The sequence below is a fragment of the Salinactinospora qingdaonensis genome (genome assembly GCF_039539445.1).
GTDB classification, from domain to species: domain Bacteria; phylum Actinomycetota; class Actinomycetes; order Streptosporangiales; family Streptosporangiaceae; genus Salinactinospora; species Salinactinospora qingdaonensis.
In genome coordinates this window covers 11,934-28,591 of record NZ_BAABDD010000018.1, presented here as the reverse complement: position 1 = coordinate 28,591, position 16,658 = coordinate 11,934, and the positions used below count along the sequence as shown (strand labels likewise).

Here is a 16,658-nt window from a genome sequence, read left to right as displayed (position 1 = left end):
TCGTCGGGAAGGAGGTGGCTCAGCCGTCGTTCAGCACCGACGTCGGCTGCCATCGCACCGTCGCCAGGTAGTCGTCGCAGTTTTCGGCGCGCCGGATCTCCACGACCTCGCCGTCGGAGGTCAGGAGTAACTCGGCCGGCCGCAGCCGTCCGTTGTAGGTGAAGCCCATCGCGTGCCCGTGCGCGCCGGTGTCGTGCAGCAGCGCGATGTCGCCCTCGCGGGGGTCGGGCAGGGTCCGGTCGATCGCGAATTTGTCCATGTTTTCGCAGAGCGCGCCGACCACGTCGACCTCGACCTCGGGGCGGTCGGCCGCGAAGGGCAGGCTCAGGTGGTGGTAGGCGCCGTAGAGGCCGGGACGCATGAGCGCCGACATCGAGGCGTCGAGCCCGACGATCTCGCGGCCCTTGTGGCTGCGGTTGATGACGCTGCTGACCAGCACGCCGTGGGGTCCGGTGACGTAGCGCCCGCACTCCATCAGGATGCGCGGCGGCGCATCCGGGAAGCACTCCCGGCGCTTGGCCAGGATCGCCTCGGCGTAGGCACCGAAGTCCAGCGGCTTGTCATCGGGACGGTAGGGGATGCCCAACCCGCCGCCCACGTTGACGTAGTCCATGTCTAGCCCCGTCGTGTCGGCGACATGCGCCGCCATCTCGACGACGTCGGTGGCCGCCCGGCTCGCCCGGTCGACGTCCAGCTCGTTGGCGCACGTCATGCCGTGCAGGCCGAAGCGTCTCGCTCCGCGGCGGTAGGCCTCCCGGTAGGCGTCGACGAGCTCCGGCACGGGTACGCCGAATTTCGTGTGCTCGGCGTCGCCCATGATGTGCGACCCCGCCGCCAGGCCGTGCGGCGAGACCCGGAAGGCGACCGTCTCCGGCAGGGTCTCGACCCGGTCGAAGAACGAGCGGTCGTCGAAGGTGACGAGAGCGCCGGTCGCACGGGCGAGCCGGTACTCCGACATCGCGGTGTTGTTGGAGGTGAAGACCACGTTCTCGCCTGCCGCGCCGACACGGTCGGCCAGCTCCAGCTCGACCGCCGAGGCGCAGTCGAGCCCGCTGCCCTCCTCCAACAGCAGCGACAGGACGGCGGGGGTGGGCAGCGCCTTGACGGCGAAGTACTGCCGGAAGGGCTCGCCCCGGAACGCCGCCATCATGGCGCGGTAGGTCGCACGGATGCCGCGCGCGTCGTAGATGTGAAACGGCGTGCCGTAACTGGCGACGATGTCCTGGAGCACGGGCAGCAGCCGCTGGGCGAACCCATCCGATATCGGCAACTCTCCCCCTCTTCTCTACAGCGGGTTCCCGGCAAGGTGGCTAGGGCACGCGGGCGACGCAGACGGTGCGGTTGCGCATCCCGCTGATGGGACGCAGGTACGGGAAGTAGTAGCTCTCCATGGGCACAAACCCCCACGAGGTCAGACGTTGCGCCACGTAGTCCTTGGCGAGGAACCAGAAGTCCTCGACACGTTCGTGGGGGGCGAAGGGGGCTTGCTGGTCCCGAGGCGCGTCGTTGGAGATCACTAGGTGCGCCCCCGACTTCAGCTCCAGGCTCCGCAGCTTGTTCAGGGCCGGCTCGATCTCCTCCTCGACGTTGAACAGGTGACCGAAGAACCCGTCGGCGTAGATCACGTCGGCCCCGGCGAGGTCGGCGGGCAGCAGCGCGTAGTAGTCGGCGGTGAAGGCATCGACCCCCTTCTTGCGGGTGAGTTCGATGGCCTCCTCGTTGCAGTCGATGGCGCGCACCCGCCGGTCAAGACCGGCCAGGTCGCCTTCCACGAAACCGTTGCCGCAGCCCAGCGAGAAGATGTCGGCTCCGGCAGGCGACAGTGACAGGAGCTTGAGCACCATGTGCGAGCGGTACTCGGGGACGTAGGTGGAAGGGGTGATGGAGTCGTTGAACGCTCCGCCCTTCTCCCAAATGTCGTAGATACTCGCTTCGACCTGTCCCATGGAGCGCCGCGAGGTGTAGAAATCGTGGACACGGTCCAAGTTCTGTTTCGTCTTCACCATGCTCAACTTCGGTCAGGCAGCGTGGCTGGCGGGGGTGTAAAGGTGGTCTTGGGTGTACTCGACGGATGTGAAGGGGCGCCGGCGCAGTTCGTCGACCAGCGGCTGTAGCGGCTCGGGGGTGGCCGGGCCATAGGAGCGGTGGAGCGCGGCGGCCGGCTCTCCCCGCCCGGCGAGCAGGGCGTCGGCCAGGACCCGCGCCAGCGAGCGCAGTCCGGCCAGGACGGTCTGGGCCTCGCCGACCAGCCGAACTCCGTTGTCGCGCTCCAGCGCGAGGGCCCCCACCTGCACGAAGTAGGACAGTTGCAGGAACATGCCGTCGCTGTCGGGGAAGTGGCCAAGGCCGCGGTCGGTGTAGCGCAGGCACTCCGCCAGGTAGTAGGCGACGACGTCTTCGGGGGCGATGCCGAAGCGTTGCGCCCACACGTCGGCCAGGATCAGGATGCCGAAGACGTCGGCCGTGACCTCCTGGAGGACCACCGACGCCCACCGGTTGATCTCGTTGAGCTCCTTGAAGTTCGTGGCGGGGCGGTGGACGAAATGGCCCAGCTCGTGGCTGAGCACCCCCAGGGTGGGGATGGCGGCGAAGCGCTTGTCGGCCGGATCGAAGCCGGTGTCCAGCGCCACGAACCGGTCGGCCAGCGGCGCCGAGACGGTGTCCAGCAGCGCCCGGTGGGTGTTGCCGAAGTAGTAGGTCTTTTTGAAGGGTGAGTGCTTCACGCCCTCGTCTTCGGGCAGAAAGTAGGCGATGTGCTTGGGGTGGAGGTCGCCTTCCCCCGCCATGTAGAACAGTTGCGCCGCCCCGAACACCGGCAGGTCGCCCAGACGCAGGTCGGCGTGGAGGCTGCGCAGGTAGTTCTCGACCTCCTCGCGCTCGTTGAGGGCCGCGTTGACCATGTCCTGGCGCCACTGGTCGCGCCGGCAGGCGAAGGCGGTGGGCAGCCCTTTGACCTGCTTGCCGTACCAGGTCGAGATCTGGCCGACGACGATGGTGTGCTCTTCTTCCAGCTTGCCCAGCTCTTGCAGGATGTCGTCGGTGTAGCCGTCCTCGATGGCGCTCGCCCGCAAGGTGATCGCTCGACGGTCGGCTTCGCTGGGCAGGTGCTCACCGATGTCGCGCATCACTTTGGCGACAGGCTCTGGGGTGTTGAGGCGCCGCCGGACGCGCAGCCCGTTCTCCTTGACATCTCGCCACTCCGCCTCGATCACCGACTTCAGCTCGGCGAGGCCGCGCAGGAACCCCTCGCCCAAAGCGGGGGTGGTGCCGGCGAGAGGAAGGCAGGAGATCTCGTATCTGTCGTCGGGGGGCCAGAAGGCGCTGCGGTGGTCGCGGTACGAGCCCGCCTTGCTGAGGTTGCGTTCGTAGTCGAAACGGTCGGCTGTGAGCTGTTCAGACATTTGCATTTCCCATCTCGAAAAAGCTCTACCGGTAAGTCAGCGGGTCGTGGTCCTCCCGCTTTTACGAGGCGGGACCGGAAAGGTCTGGGAGTTTCTACGAGCTGTTCGACTGGAGGTGGGTGAATGATTTTCAGGGAGTGAAACGAGTGAGTGCGGTTGTACGGACCGAACCGGTAGGGGAATTCTCATTTCGAGTGTCAGTCCGTCGTAGTCACCGGCTCAGGGCTTTTCTGTCAGTTATGGGAGTGCTGCCATTGATCCTCCACGATCATCGCGGCCCCTTTTTCGCCGATCATGAGGCTCGCCGCGTTGGTGTTTCCCGAGACGATGGTGGGCATGACGGACGCGTCGACGACCCGCAGGCCGCGGACGCCGTGGACGCGCAGCCGCTGGTCGACCACGGCCATGGAGTCCTCGCCCATCCGGCACGTGCCTGCGGGGTGGTAGGAGGTGTCGCCGCGGGCGCGGGCGTAGGCCAGCAGCTCCTCGTCGGAGCGCACCTTTTCGCCGGGGGACAGCTCGAATGCCCGGTAGTCGCTGAGACTGGGAGCCTCGACGATGCGGCGCGCGATGCGGATTCCCGCCAGCAGCCTGGCCTGATCGGCCTCGGACTCCAGGAACCTCGGACGGATCGCGGGAGCTTGGAACGGGTCCCGCGAGCGGATGTGCACGCAACCGCGCGACTCCGGCCGCAGCGGGTACACACCCAGCGTCATCCCGGGGGCGGTGTCGAGCCGCCTGCTCGCCCCCTCGCCATAGCTGGCCGGCGCGAAGTGGAACTGCACGTCGGGCCGTGTTTCACGGTCGCTGGAGCGCACGAAGCCGTACCCCAGCGCGATGGGCAGACTGAGCAGTCCGCGGCGGGTGCGGAGATACCGAGTGATCTCCCGGGCCAACCCCATCCCGCGGGAACGCTCGTTGAAAGTGATCGGCCGGCGCACCCGCCATTTCAACCGCGCCGCGAAGTGGTCGCGGAAGTTCTCGCCGACGCCGTCGAGGGCGTGCACCACCGAGACCCCGGCCTCGCGCAGCACCGCGGGCGAGCCGACGCCGGACAGTTCCAGCAGTTGGGGCGATTGCACCGTCCCGGCGCTGAGGATCACCTCACGGCCGCAGGCCGCCTCGTGGTCGGCTCCGCGGTGCCGGTAGCTCACCCCGACACAGCGGGTCCCCTCAAAGCGGAGCCGGGTCACGTGGGCGTTGGTGACGAGGGTGAGGTTGGGCCGGCGCCTGGCCTGCTTGAGATAGGTGCCGGCCGCCGAGGAGCGCCGCCCGGAGTCGTGGTTGACCTGGTAGTAGCCGAAGCCTTCCTGGTCACCGGAGTTGTAGTCGGGGTTTTCCCGGTAGCCGCTCTGGACCGCGGCGGTGAGAAAGGCGTCGCACAGCTCGTCGTGCTCGCGGGGCGGCCCCACCGAGATCAGCCCGTCGCGACCGCGGTTGTGGCCACCGGTCTCGGGGGCGCGCTCCATGCTCTGGAAGTAGGGCAGCACCTCCTCCCACGACCAGTTGGGGTTGCCCATCCGCGCCCAGTCGTCGTAGTCCTCGCGCTGTCCCCGCACGAAGATCATGCCGTTGATCGCGTTGGACCCGCCGAGCAACCGCCCCCGCGGGATGCTGACCCTGCGGCCGTTGATGGTGGGGTCGGCCTCGGCCGTGAAGCACCAGTCGTACTTGGGGTTGCCCATCAGCACCGTCTCGGCGGCGGGGATGGACAGCAGCGGACTGCGGCGCTCACTGCCCGCCTCCAGCACCAGCACGCTGACCGAGGGGTCCTCGCTGAGCCTTCCTGCCAGCACGCACCCCGCGGCACCGGCGCCGACGATGATGTAGTCGTGGGTCTGCGGCGTCGGGCGGGTCACGACAGGCCCTCGGGGCCGAAGGGGGGCTGCTGGCCCGAGATGGTGGTCCGATGCATCAGCCTGCGGTGGTTTTCCTGGTCGTAGGGTGTCGCCCGGTGCATCGCGCTGCGGTTGTCCCACAGGACGATGTCGCCGACCTGCCATTTGTGGCGGTAGGTGAAGCGCGGCTGGACGGAGAACTCTTGCAGGAAGGTCACCAGCGGGGCGCTCTCCTCCTCCGGCATGCCCTCGATGCGCCAGGGGACGTTACCGCCGGCGTAGAGCGCCTTGCGCCCGCTCACCTCGTGGACCCGCACCAGCGGTTGCGGAACGTCGATCCATTCGGCGCGTTCCTCGGGGGTCGGAGCCGGCCGGTCGGGGTAGTTGTAGGGGCGGGACTGCACTCGGCTGATCACGACCTTGAGGTCGTCGATGCGCTCCTTGACGGCCTCGGGCAGGGCCTCGTAGGCGGCGAACATGTTGGCGTACCACGTGTCGCCCCCGGTGGGGGGCACTTCGCGGGCGTAGAGCATGGAGCCGGCGGGGGGTTGGGTGAGGTAGTGACCGTCGGTGTGCCAAACCCGGCCGCTGTAGGGGGAACCGATCGGTTTACCGTCCCGGGTGATATTCGACAGGATGAGAATTTCCGGGTGATCGTTCTCGCTGAACTGCGAGCGCGTGTAGGTGAATACCTCACCGAAGCGTTTGGTGAATGCGACGTGCTGCTCGGGCGTCATATTCTGGCCACGGATCAGCAGCAACGTCGTGTCGATCCACGCCTGGTATATCCGCTCGAAGTCCCGATCCGAGAGGTCATCGGTGACGTCGATACCGCGCACTTCTGTTCCGATGGTTTCGGTAATAGGTACCAGCTCAAGCATGAAGGCGTCCCCTTGGCTTGCCTACAATGTGTCAGGTGCTTTTGGTGGGATCAGCGCACAGATACCTGGTATTCGTCGACCCAGTTGTGCATCTCGACGAGTTGGATCAGTAGTCCCGCCTGGTTGGACCCGCCGGGTAGCTCCGAATTCAGCTCGTTGGCGCTGATCCGGCGAATCAGTTCGTTGAACCGTTCTGTGTCGAACATCCACGCCAGGCGGGATTGGCTGTCATTGACGATCCATGAGGCCTGGCGGATGAGCATCCGGTCGTATTCCGAATGCTGTACGTGCGGGTAGGCGCTCTTCTTGCGTTGCAGCGTGGCCTGGGGGAGCACGTCGGCCATGGCGGCCTTCAACAGTCCCTTCACGCCACCGGTGCATTTGAGCTGCCATGGCACGTTCCACACGTACTCCAGCAGCCGGTGGTCGCAGAAGGGGACGCGCACGTCAAGGCCGAGCGCCATGCTCATGCGCTCCTTGCGATCGAGGATCACCGACAGCGGTCCGGCCAGGCCGAGGAAGAACACCTCCCGCATCCGGGCGTTCTCGGCGTCCTCGCCGGGGAGCCGTGGCACTCTGGCGAGCAGTTGCGCGTACCGCTCGCGTTCGTCCTCCTCCGGTTTGACCAGGGCCGTCAGTTCCGGGGAGAGGAAGTCGACGAGCTTGGGGCCGTCGCCGAGCCAGGGGAAACGGTTGCGCTGGAGCACCTCCGGCTTGAAGAAGTAGGGATACCCCCCGAAGACCTCGTCGGCGGCCTCGCCGGTCAGGGCGACCGTGCAGTCGCGCCGCATGCGCTGGAAGAGCAGGTACATCGATGCGTCGAACTGTCCCCAGCCGGGGAGGTCGCGGGCGCGGCGGGTCTCGGGAATGACCTCCAGGAGGTCGTGCGTGGTGGCGCTGAGCGTGGTGTGGCGGGTCCCGAGGAACTCGGCGGCTGCGGAGGCGTAGGGGGCGTCCACGTCGGGGCGCAGTTCGGTGGCGACGAAGGGTTCCGCGTCGTTTTCGAACCGCACGCAGTAGGTCGCCAGGTCGCTGTCGGGGGCGCGGTGTCCGAGAGCCTGCATCGCCAGTGCCGCGACCGAGGTCGAGTCGATGCCGCCCGAGAGCATCGCCCCCATGGGGGCGGCCGTGCTGAGCTGGCGGCCGATGATCTCTTCCAGCAGCTCTCGCACGTGGCGAGCGGTCTTTTCAAAGGAGTGGGGGTGGGGGTGGCTGGTCAGCTCCCAGTAGCGTCGGTGGGACAGGCCCGCCTGTGAGTAGGTGAGGACATGTGCGGGTGGCACTTCGTGCAGTCCGGCCAAAGGCGTCTCACCGGGCATGGCCAGTCGGGGCTGTAGCACGATGGGCAGTGCGTGCAGGTCCAGCCGTGCCTCGAAGTGCGGGTTGGCCATGATCGCCTTGGGCTCGGAGCCGAAGAGGAGCCCGCCGGGGTAGGCGAAGTAGTAGAGCGGCTTGACGCCCAGCCGGTCGCGCGCCAGGAACAGTTGCCGTGTCCTGCCGTCCCAGATGGCGAACGCGAAGCCGCCGTGGACGCGGTCGAGCAGGTCGGTCCCCCAGAGCAGGAAAGCGTGCAGCAGAAGTTCGGTGTCGGTGCCGTTCCTGACGATGCCACCGGCGCTTTCGATGTCGCGTCTGAGTTCGTCGGCATTGTCGAACCGTCCGATGTGAGTGGCGGTCACCGGTCCCGCGTTCGTCTCCACACACAGGGGCTGCTCGTGGGCGGGCACGCCCGAGGTCGCCAGCTCCCGGTGGCCCAGCGCCGCGTGGGGGGAGAGCCAGGTGCCCTTGCCGTCGGGACCGCGGTTGCGCATCCTCTCCGTCATCGCATGGACAACGTCGCCGTGTCGGCTGAGGTCGCGCTGGAGATCGATCCACCCCACCAGGCCACTCACCTGAGTACCTCCCAGTATCTCGTGCTTCGTCTTGTCCTTCTTGGCTCGCCGCGCCGCTGCGGACAGTCAAAACGCCACAGAACAGAAAACGAACCGGGGGGAGCTGGAAGATGGGTAGAAAGAATGGTCCCAGCTTTTGTTTATTCTCGGAAAGCGGGATGCCTTTAGATTTTTCGAATGTGGTGTTGATTCGCCTTGTCGGTCAAGGCGTGTCGTGTGATATTCCCCCGAATGGCGCTTCGTTGTGAATCTTATTATTTTGGGAATATCGACCGCAAAGTGATGTACATCACACTACATTGTCTTGTGGTGCGGGCGTAACAAAGGTTGCAGCGGCGATGTGGTGGGATTTTCCGTCGTGTGCTGGGTGGGGTTCATTTTGAGTGCCAAGTGGCAGGCATCGATATTTTACCTTTTAGAAACATTCTGCTCCGCAGGTGCCCGGTGATATGCAGTGTTTTCTGGAAGATACGCAGAGTGGAGATGTGAGGGTGCGGTGCAACACGGGTGAAACATAGCTTTTCGCTGGTCAGCGTTTGGGTGGCGCGGGTTGTGGTGCAAGGGGAGAATAGTCCCAGTTCGCAGTGCTCTTGAGGGGGAAGGTTTCCGGTTTTGTGATCGTTTCAAGTAACCTCGCTGTTGCTTGGAAGAAATATTCATGGAAAGAGTGGCCCGAAAAGCACACCGAATCTGTGGCTCACTCAGGCGCTGTGCCGAGACCGGCACGGCCGCACCCCGCGCGCCCGGGAAGCAAGAGGCCGCTTCCCTGCAAAGGTGGAGGATGGCACCATAAGTGACCACGTGGAGCTTTTCGCGGTAGTCCGGTGGAGATCTCCTCACCTGCCACCGGGAGCGCCGCATCTCCGCCAAGGAGGTGCATTCCTCCTGTTTTCGGTTCGCGGGCCTGCCTTCCTCTGGACGTGGTGCGCCGCCGGGAGCATTCCGCTCAGCCCGCTTCTTAGCTGCGACACAAAGGGACGAGAGTCAAGTGCAGACATTGCTGATGGTCGGGGTAGGCAAGTCGGGACGGCCGTACCTGGATGCCGCGCGGCGGCTCGGTGTGCGGGTGCACGCGGTCGAGGTCGCCGAGCGTGCGGCCACGATCGAAGAAGCGGCGAACGAGGTCACTGTGTGTCGTGGCGGCTCCGACGAACTGTGGGCCGAGGCCGCGATCACGGCTGCGCGCGCCTGCCAGCCAGACGGGGTGCTCGCCTTCAGCGAGCCCCATGTCATGGCCGCAGCGCTCGTCGCCGACGAGTTCGGCCTGCCCGGCCCGTCACTGCGTGCGGCCACGCTCTCCCGTAACAAGGCACTGCAACGGGCGCGATTCGGCGCTTCCGGTATCGGCCAACCCGAATATCTCGTGACGGAGCGGATCGCTGACGCCGCCGAATGGGCTGAGCCCCGAATGCCGGTCGTCCTCAAACCGCTGTCCTCGGCCGGCAGCGATGGAGTCGAACTCGTCGCGGACATGGCGGCCTACCGCGAGGCGGCTCGCCGTAGGGACGGCGAGGGGCGGCTGCTGGTCGAACGGGCGGTGGAGGGGCCCGAGTACAGTTGGGAGGCGCTGGTCTGCGACGGGAACGTGTGGTGCGCCAACCTCACGGAGAAGGAGACCACGGGACCGCCGGATTTCGTCGAGGTCGCCCACTGGGCCCCGGCCGATACCGGCGACACCCCTCACGCCGTCGCCGCCGACCTGGGCCCAGCCGTCCTTGAAGCGATCGGCATGCGCACCGGCATCGTCCATCTAGAGTTCAAACTCACCCCCAGCGGGCCGGCCGTGATGGAGATCGCGGTACGTACGCCGGGGGATTGCCTCATGGATCTGCTCGGGTTGGCCTACGGTGTGGACTGGTTCGAGATGGCTATCCGGGCGGCGCTGGGCTGGGAACTACCGGAACCGCCGAAGGCTCCGGTCCGGTTCGCCGCGAGCTACCTCCCCTCGGCGCCGGCGGGGACGGTCGTCGCCGTCGAGGGGCTCGACGACGTTCTCGCCCAGCCCTGCGTGGTGAGCGCAAACGTAACCGTTGCGCCGGGGCAGCAAGTCTCCCCGGCGCGGTCGTCGGGCGAACGCGCCGGGGAAGTGGTGCTGGCAGCCGAGAATCCGGGGGAGTTGGCCGTCGACCTCGAACAGGTCCGCCGGTTGCTCGCCGTGGTCACCCGCCCCGCCGACCCGCCGGGGTGACGGCGGCAGCGGGCCATCGCTGCCCGTGCCGGGCGACCGGCTATTGCGCGCGTGGTTCCCGCTTGGCGCCAATTCCCACGAAACACATGACCGCGGCCTCCTCGCCGCGATTGTGCCAGGCGTGGCGGGTGCCCTGCTGGACGACGCATGTCCCCGGGGTCAGCAGGACCTCCTTACCGTTGTCCAACTCCAGATACAGCTCGCCGGTCAGGCAGATGGCGTAGTCGAGGGTGTCGGTGGTGTGCATGCCGGGGTGGTCGGGCTCGTCGACCTCCAGCAGTCCGGGGAGCTTGTGCGCGGCTTCCGCGTCGAGTTCGGCCGGATCGCCCACCGGCTCGGGTGTGCTGGACTCCGGCTCGTAGCGCGCCAGCAGGAATCGAGTGCCGCCCGGGCCGGCGAAGAACGGAAGGGTCGTCGGCTGTTGAGGGGTGGAGCCGACGGTCGGGATCTCCTCCTGGGTGCCCCACAGCAGGTAGAACGCCAGCCCCGGCGCGGCACCGACGGTGACGGGGTCGAGTTGGGTGTCGCTGAGGAACACAGAGGTGCCGTCTGGCTCATGGCCGGTGACGACGAGGCGGGGTTCGAAAGCCACGGTGGTCTCCTTGTGGTGTCACTGCCGGTGGCCGAGGGGCTGGCCGAGGGAGAGGACGAATCCGGGGAAGGGGATGGGAAGCAGCACGGCACCCAGCCGGCAAAAACGGAAGCGGTTGCCTCGTAGGGGCACGCACGGTTAGGCGGACACGGTACAGCCAGGTGTCAGCCCTTCGGAATACAGGTATGAGCAATCTGACATCGGGGTATCCGCAGCCGTCTCTCTCCGGCGGCGGCCTCACTCGCGCGCCGTCGCCTCCGCCGCGCGCTCCTCGCTGAGTTCGGAGATGTCGCGCAGCCGGACGATGCGCGAGCGCAACATCGGCAGGACGACCAAGATGGCCGCCACAGCGCCGATCACCAGCGCGGTGTGCAGCCCCAGCAGACCGCCGAGATAACCACCGACCGGCCCCCCGACGGCGGCCACCCCGTGCATGAGCATGCGCATTGCCGCGTTCATTCTGGCCATGAGCGCTGTGGGGGTGACCGTCTGCCGGACGCTGATGCTGATGACGTTTCCCACGCCCATTCCGAAACCGGTGAGGAAGTGGGCCGCGATGACCATGACCAGGATCTGCGCGTAGGGACCGCCGGCGAGTGGGATCAGAATCCAGGCGGAGAACGCGAGCAGCATGCTCGCTCCGTAGACCTTTCCGAGCCCGAACCGGCGGCTGGCCGGGTTGGCCACTGTCGCGCCGAGCAGCCCGCCGACGCCGCCGAAACCCAGCACGATTCCGATCTCGTCGGCACCGAGAGAGAGTTCCCGTACCGCATAGACCAGGAAAACCGTGTCGACGAATGTCGTGAAAAAGTTGTAGCAGCACCCGAGGAGGGCGAGGACACGCAATTTCCGGTCGCTGAAAACCCAGCGGATTCCCTCACCAGCCTCTTTCATGACATTGCGCTTTTCCGGGCGGCGCGGCGGCACGACCTCCTTCGCCCGAATCAGCAGCAGGGAGGCGATCGAGACGAGGCAGGAGACCGCGTTGACGGCGAGAGCGAGCGGTGCGGAGAGCAGGTGGACCAGGATGCCGCCCAGGCCCGGCCCGCCGATTTCCGCCGCCGAGGAGGTGGCCCCCAATCTGCCGTTGGCCGCGAGAAGATTGCGCTCCTTGACCAGGGTCGGAACGTACGACAGCCAGCAGACGTCGAACATCACCGCGCCGAGACCAACGACAAAGGTGATGACGTAGAGCAGGCCGAGATTGAGCAGGTCGGCAAGGGCGAGCAGGGGGACGAAGCCGAGCATGACGGCACGCACCGCGTTCGCGCCGATCATTAACGGGCGCCGCCTCCGACCGTCGGCGATCACCCCGAACAACAGCGAGAACAACAGGTAGGGCAACATCTGCATGAATCGCAGCAGCCCCACCTCCCCGCTGTCGCTGTCGAGGACCAGTACAGCGATGAGCGGAAGCGCGAGAAGCGTCACCTGCGCACCGAAGAGCGATATGGTCTCGCCCGCCCAGAACTTCAGAAAGTCGCCGTTGCGCCATAATTCGCCGAAACGGGAGTGCCCTGCACTTCTCATTCCACTCCTCCGCAAGTCAAACCCGCGAGGCCGTGCTTCACAGCGCTTCTGGAGGTCGCCGAGACAATGAGCTATGGCGTCGAAACGCGTGGCGAACCGTCAAAGACTCGGGCCAGACGACAGCGTCGAAACCGAATTCGGGGGTATTGGGGGTGTTTTCGGACGTCGCGGGCAGAAAGCGGCATCGTTGCCGGGTGGCGGGCTGTCTCGCGCCGGCAACACGAGCCGATCGCGCCCCCGTGCTGCGGTGGCTGCTGGCGCGAGTCCGCTCAGGCGCTGGAGTCTTGACGAAGTGGCGCTGGGAGCGGTGTCGCTGTGCCTGCATAGTACCGCCGGCCCCCGTCCCTCGGCGCGCACTGCCGCCGGCGGCGGCGAGGATCTTCTCACAGCGGCGGGGTGGCTGACCGTGCGAGCCGCGGCCTCGGCGACTCGGTCGCTCTCAGCGCAGCGGGCACCGACCGCCCTCAACCGTGTCTATCCGCGTGGTGGGCCGCTCGTGTCCCCGTCGCCACCCTCACGGGGCAGTGGTCGCCGGCTCGCGCTCTAGGGTGTTGTTTTTTGAAAAGGGTGGTGGGCGCACGCGGGTGAGTGGTCCGGCGTCGTGGGCGTGGCTGGGGTGGAAGGGTGGATGGTGGGCGCACGCGGGTGACTGCCTCCGCGGGCTGCCGAGATCGCGCAGCGATCGAGGCACGAGCGAACGGGGAACACTGCCCACGGCCCCTACCCCAGCCGTTGAAAAACAACAACCTAGCCGCGGGTTGACCGCGGCGTGATCGTCTGCTCGACCCAGGAGCGCAGCGCCTGCTTGGGCACCGCTCCCACCTGCCGCGAGACCTCACGGCCCGACCGCAACAGCACCAGTGTGGGAATGGAGCGCGCCGCGAAACGCCCGGCCACGCCCTGCGCGGTGTCGACGTTGACCTTGACGAGCTTGAGGCGTCCCGCCAGCTCGGCAGCGATCTCCTCCAATGCGGGGCTGACCTGTCGGCATGGTCCGCACCACGGCGCCCACAGGTCCACGAGCACATAGGGGGAGGCGTTGTCGGCGACCTCGGTGAAGTCACTGTCGCCGGCTTCCACCACCCATGGCAGGGGGGTGTGGCACGCCCCGCAGCGCGGTGTTCCCCGGCCGTCCCTGGGGACCCGGTTCTTGCGCCCGCAGTGCGGGCAACTCCGCAGTGCGGTGCTTGCAGCGCTCATCGGCACCCCCTTTTTCCCGGTGCCCCTATGGCCGGCCTCAAGCCGTCGCCTTTGGCGACACCCTGCCGCCGGGCAGTCAGCTTGCCCGACGCCTTGCCGACCACTGTAACGCTTTAGTCGCTACAGGTTGAGGGCCAGCGGCCGGAGGAGGGAGTGCTGGGGCGGCAAAGAAGCGGGAACTGTCGGGCACAGCGCTGGCTGATCACGCGAAATCGCAGGTTGGTGGCGTGACTGTGCGTCCGGGAAGCGAGGGCGCGGTAGCCGCGGGGTGGACGTGCTGCCAGGCATCACGCGCCAGGCCTCTCCCGCTCGCTCGGTACGGGACCATGCCATGGTCAAGCCCTCTGGTGACAACTGTGTTACTACCGCATGACGCGCGAGATTGCCGAACAAGGGTGTTACCAGCGGGAATGGCGCTGGTAAGGGGGTTTCTGAGCTGCGAATTCCCGCTGTCCTCTTGACGGAAACCGCTTTCCCTTTACATTTGATCACACCGTTCGATGCGCGTTGCCGGGTGTACCTGCTGCGCTGATCGATCCCCCATATCCCGAGATCGAGAACCGGGAGGCCCCTTTGCGGCCAATTAAAACGATTCAATATAAATTGCGTGTCACCCTCCGGACGCTGACCGCCGGTGGGTGCGCCCTCGCCCTCGCCGCCACCGGAGCAGTGGCGGCCCACGCCACTCCCTTCGGCCACGGCCAAGGCGGTCACGGTGGTCACGGCGAGGACGTCCAACTGGAAGACCTGGACCGCGGGCTGGTCGCCGTCTCCACCGAAGAGGGCGTCTTCCTGAGCTGGCGGCTGCTGGGACACGAGGTCAACGCCGCGACTCCCAACGGCCTGACCTCGCCGTCCTTCCGCGTCTACCGCGACGGCCGCCGCATCGCCACCGTCACCGACAGCACCAACTACCTCGACACCGAGGGCTTTGCCGACGCCGAGTACCGCGTCGTCACCCGCGGACCCCGGTGGGCCGGCGAGTCGGTCGCGGTCTGGCCGCAGGGCCACTACGACCTGCCGCTGCAAAAGCCTGAGGGCGGGGTTACGCCGGTCGGTGAAGAGTACACCTACACCGCCAACGACATGAGCGTCGGCGACGTCACCGGCGATGGCCACTACGAGTACATCGTCAAGTGGGACCCGGACAACTCCAAGGACGTCTCCCAGGTCGGCTACACCGGCAACACCTACATCGACACCTACACCCGCGACGGCACACTGCTGCACCGCATCGACCTGGGCGTCAACATCCGCTCCGGTGCGCACTACACCCAGTTCCTCGTCTACGACTTCGACGGCGACGGCCGCTCGGAGCTGATGTTCAAGACTGCACCCGGCACCACGACCATCAGCTACGACGACGGCGAGGTGGCCTCCGAGGACTACATCACCCTCCCGGAGGAGGATGTCGCGGCGGGCTACTCCCACAGCGACGACTACCGCATGAGTGCCGACGACTACTACGACCACGTCGTCGGCATGTTCCAGAGCTGGCACGAGCACCCCGAGGTCGTGGCCGGGAACTGGCCGGCCACCCTGGAGGAGGCCTTCGGCATCGAGCCGGCCTACGACTACCCGCTCTCCCGTGAGGACGCCGAAGCGCTGGCCGACTACTTCATGGACACCTACGCCCCTAACCGCAGCAGCCGCAACCAACTGCGCGAGTTCGAGGGTTTCGTCCTCACCGGACCGGAGTATCTGACCGTGTTCGACGGTGAGAGCGGCACCGAGTTGGATACCGTCGACTACCGGCCGCCGCGCGGCGACGACGGCCTTATGTGGGGCGACTACGCGATGTCGCGCATCGAGCCGGGCAACCGCGTGGACCGGTTCCTCTCGGGGGTGGCCTACCTGGATGGCACAAACCCTTCGGCGGTGTTCGCCCGCGGCTACTACACGCGCTCCACCATGGCGGCCTACCGCTGGGACGGCGAGAACCTCACCGAAGAGTGGTTCGTCGACAGCGGGCACGCGCCGATGTCCAACCCGTTCAACGACGCTCCGCACGGCGTCGAAGGTACCGATCCCGAGTTCGGCACCCTGACCACCCAGGGCAACCACCAGATGAGTTCCGCCGACGTCGACGACGACGGCAAGCAGGAGATCGTCTACGGTGCGGCCACCATCGACGATGATGGCTCGCTACTGTACTCCTCCTACGCCACCGGCCACCCCGACAGCGCGGTCCCCGGCGAGCGGGTCAAGCTGGGCCACGGCGACGCCCTGCACGTCGGCGACTTCGACCCTAACCGGGAGGGGACGGAGATCTGGGGCGTCCACGAGGGTGGCCCCTACGCGCCCTACGGGTTCGCGATGCGCGACGGCGCCACCGGTGAGGTCCTCTTCGGCGAGTACACCGGCGTCGACACCGGGCGCGGCATGGTCGGCGACATCGACCCCAGCGTGCCCGGCCTGGAGGCGTGGTCGTCGATGCCACCCGGTCAGGAGATCGACGCGGGCCTGTGGACGGCTGACGGCGAGTTCCTGGGCCGCGACAACGTGCCCGGCACGAACATGAGCATCCGCTGGTCGGCGGATATGACCACGCAGATCATCAACGGGCGGCAGGCCCCCACCGTCGACGACTGGCAGGACGGCACGCTGCTCACCGCCGAGGGCACCCTGACCAACAACGGGACCAAGGGCAACCCGTCCCTGGTCGCTGACGTGTTCGGCGACTGGCGCGAGGAGCTGCTGCTGCGCACAGAGGATTCGGAGGCGATCCGGATCTACACCTCCACCGAGGTGACCGGGCACAAGCTCTACACCCTCATGCACGACCCGCAGTACCGGGTCGGTATCGCCGGGCAGCAGACCTCCTACAACCAGCCGACCTATCCGAGCTTCTACCTGGCTTCAGACATCGACTGGTCGCAGGTGCCCGTGCCCGAGGCCGACTACGCCGGCCACTAACACGATGATTGGCTAGATTCTTCCGTAGCTGTGTAGGTGGCAGGGCGGAGAGTTCGCGCAGGAAAGGCCCCCGACCGGATAGGCCGACTACGGGGCGGAGGAACACGGCTACGGTGCCGGGGCTCGATGGCCCCGGCACCGTAGCTCCGGTTCCTCGCCAAACGACCAACCCGAGGGGCGGCCGTCTGCCAACTGGCAATCCGTGAGTTGTGAAGGTAGG

Annotated in this window: 11 protein-coding genes; 2 read left to right on the top strand and 9 right to left on the bottom strand. The window is 66.7% G+C overall.

The features are described from left to right. Positions 1 to 19 precede the first annotated feature (19 nt). The 6 genes from ABD848_RS17300 to asnB form a co-directional block, all read right to left on the bottom strand. Entirely contained in the window at positions 20 to 1,270 is a 1,251-nt protein-coding gene (locus tag ABD848_RS17300; protein WP_344973216.1) for a diaminopimelate decarboxylase, read from the bottom strand. Positions 1,271 to 1,310: 40 nt separating this feature from the next. Next, positions 1,311 to 2,006: a class I SAM-dependent methyltransferase gene (locus ABD848_RS17295; RefSeq protein WP_344973214.1), complete on the bottom strand. Its 696-nt coding sequence runs from the start codon at positions 2,004 to 2,006 to the stop codon at positions 1,311 to 1,313. A 12-nt stretch (positions 2,007 to 2,018) separates the two neighbouring features. After that, a complete protein-coding gene (locus tag ABD848_RS17290; protein ID WP_344973212.1) occupies positions 2,019 to 3,401 on the bottom strand; it encodes a hypothetical protein in 1,383 nt (460 codons plus the stop codon). A gap of 233 nt (positions 3,402 to 3,634) precedes the next feature. Continuing rightward, a complete protein-coding gene (locus ABD848_RS17285) occupies positions 3,635 to 5,260 on the bottom strand; it encodes a GMC family oxidoreductase (RefSeq protein ID WP_344973210.1) in 1,626 nt (541 codons plus the stop codon). Continuing rightward, positions 5,257 to 6,120 carry a TauD/TfdA dioxygenase family protein gene (locus ABD848_RS17280; protein ID WP_344973208.1) on the bottom strand — a complete coding sequence of 288 codons (864 nt, stop codon included), beginning with the start codon at positions 6,118 to 6,120 and terminating at the stop codon, positions 5,257 to 5,259. Before ABD848_RS17280 ends, ABD848_RS17285 begins: the two co-directional genes overlap by 4 nt. A 50-nt stretch (positions 6,121 to 6,170) precedes the next feature. Further along, entirely contained in the window at positions 6,171 to 8,012 is a 1,842-nt protein-coding gene (gene asnB / locus ABD848_RS17275; protein WP_344973206.1) for an asparagine synthase (glutamine-hydrolyzing), read from the bottom strand. A gap of 988 nt (positions 8,013 to 9,000) precedes the next feature. On the opposite strand from asnB, the gene ABD848_RS17270 reads away from it, so the two are divergent. Next, on the top strand, positions 9,001 to 10,200 hold the full coding sequence (locus tag ABD848_RS17270) for an ATP-grasp domain-containing protein (protein WP_344973204.1): 1,200 nt from the start codon (positions 9,001 to 9,003) through the stop codon (positions 10,198 to 10,200). Positions 10,201 to 10,240: 40 nt separating this feature from the next. Here ABD848_RS17270 and ABD848_RS17265 read toward each other — a convergent pair whose 3' ends face one another. From ABD848_RS17265 to trxA, 3 genes are all read right to left on the bottom strand, one after another. Then, positions 10,241 to 10,792 carry a cupin domain-containing protein gene (locus tag ABD848_RS17265; RefSeq protein ID WP_344973202.1) on the bottom strand — a complete coding sequence of 184 codons (552 nt, stop codon included), beginning with the start codon at positions 10,790 to 10,792 and terminating at the stop codon, positions 10,241 to 10,243. A gap of 237 nt (positions 10,793 to 11,029) precedes the next feature. After that, complete coding sequence (locus ABD848_RS17260; protein WP_344973200.1) at positions 11,030 to 12,322, bottom strand: MFS transporter; 1,293 nt, start codon at positions 12,320 to 12,322, stop codon at positions 11,030 to 11,032. A gap of 747 nt (positions 12,323 to 13,069) precedes the next feature. Continuing rightward, a complete protein-coding gene (gene trxA / locus ABD848_RS17255; RefSeq protein ID WP_344973198.1) occupies positions 13,070 to 13,522 on the bottom strand; it encodes a thioredoxin in 453 nt (150 codons plus the stop codon). A 603-nt stretch (positions 13,523 to 14,125) separates the two neighbouring features. On the opposite strand from trxA, the gene ABD848_RS17250 reads away from it, so the two are divergent. After that, positions 14,126 to 16,438, top strand: coding sequence for a rhamnogalacturonan lyase (locus tag ABD848_RS17250; protein ID WP_425567589.1), 2,313 nt, complete (start codon positions 14,126 to 14,128; stop codon positions 16,436 to 16,438). The last annotated feature ends 220 nt before the right edge of the window (positions 16,439 to 16,658 follow it).